The 1,459-nt window shown below is 27.4% G+C and carries 1 protein-coding gene and 1 pseudogene; both read left to right on the forward strand.

The window, feature by feature from the left end; all coding sequences use genetic code 11:
* A pseudogene (locus AJ888_RS09125) lies at window positions 1-917 on the forward strand (hypothetical protein); the annotation flags it as partial.
* Window positions 918-931: 14 nt separating this feature from the next.
* Entirely contained in the window at window positions 932-1,345 is a 414-nt protein-coding gene (locus AJ888_RS01440) for an immunity 70 family protein (protein ID WP_002779727.1), read from the forward strand.
* The last annotated feature ends 114 nt before the right edge of the window (window positions 1,346-1,459 follow it).

The following is a 1,459-nucleotide window of genomic DNA, read 5'->3' on the forward strand; positions in this document are numbered from 1 at the left end:
AAGATATTAATATAAGTTCTGATACTTCTTGTATGCATCCTATATTAGAAGATAATACTTTAGTATGCTTACATGGAGGTAGAGTTAAGTTAAAAGCAAAAAAAGCTAAAAGAATAAAATCAGACAATGTTCCTATTATGCTTAATAATGAAATACAACGAGCTAGTATAAGTGGATGTTTAAATCCACTTATACTAGGAGGACCTTGTACTAAAGTAGCTTTAGTATTTGCTTATACTTATTCAGATCATAAAGTTAATAATAAACATTCTGTATTACAAATGGGTTTGATAGGAATGAGTATAAAAGGTTATCCTATATTTGCTATACCTAAAAAGAATAAGATTAAATTTGCTTTAGCTAAAATACAAGCTAGTCCTCTTGCTAAGATTAAATTTGATAGGATAAGATGGGAAGGGATAGGAGGTAAATTAGGAGCGGCACAAAGAAGTAAAGAAAAAGCAAAAATGCTTTTATATTTGGAAAATGAAAATAAAAACGATAGCAAAATAAAACAAATATCTATATCAAATATACCTAAAAAACCTCATTGGCGAGAATCTGAAGAAGATATATCAAAATTATACCATGATTATGAAAAACAGAAATCTTTTCTTAATAGCAAGGAAGTTCCATACGGAACGAAACATTCTGTTCGTCCAGACTTATACAAAAATGGTTCTAGCATTGAAATTAAAAACTATAATCTTGATAAAACATCCAGTGCAAACAATTTAGTTAATATTATTACCAAACAATATCAACAAAGATTGCAACATTTGCCACCAAAAACTGAACAAATCTTTATTATAGATTCTAGAGGACAAAATATATCTAAAGAAATACAAGAAAAAATAAAACAAAAAATTCGCATTAAATTAAATTGTGATATACTTATTCAATTTAAAACTAAGTAAATTTAGGAAAATCAATGGTGGGTTTTAATATAAATGATCTTTGGTATGAAATAGGCAATGGTGATTTTTTACATGCATTTTTTAGCAATGTGGCTTATCATCTTGAAAAAGGAAACTGGGGGAGCAGATTCCCTATCTTAATGAATGAAGTATATCAAGGTGAATTAAATTTTTCACAAGCTTCTTTGGCGTTAAATGAACTAGAGAATATACAAAAAGAATTTAAGAATTTTACTCCAAAACAAATAATTTGGGATATTGAAAATTTATCTCTTATGCCACCTTGGGGCGATAATATTAGTAGCGACATTACAAATCTATCGAATTATTTTATAACAAGCGATGGTAATGATTTTATAGAACTCTTTAAAAAGGTCTTACAACTAGCTGAAAATGAAAAAGTTAACCTTACAATTAAAAGTTTTTAAAAAAATTCTATACTTTGGGAAAAATTTCTAAGTAAAAATACCCTAAAACCCTTTCCTTTAAATTTTGATTGCTCTTTAGAAGAAAAGCTTCTTTATGCTAAAGATGAACAACTA

This window comes from Campylobacter sp. BCW_6467, from assembly GCF_001762855.1.
Classification (GTDB): Bacteria; Campylobacterota; Campylobacteria; order Campylobacterales; family Campylobacteraceae; genus Campylobacter_D; species Campylobacter_D jejuni.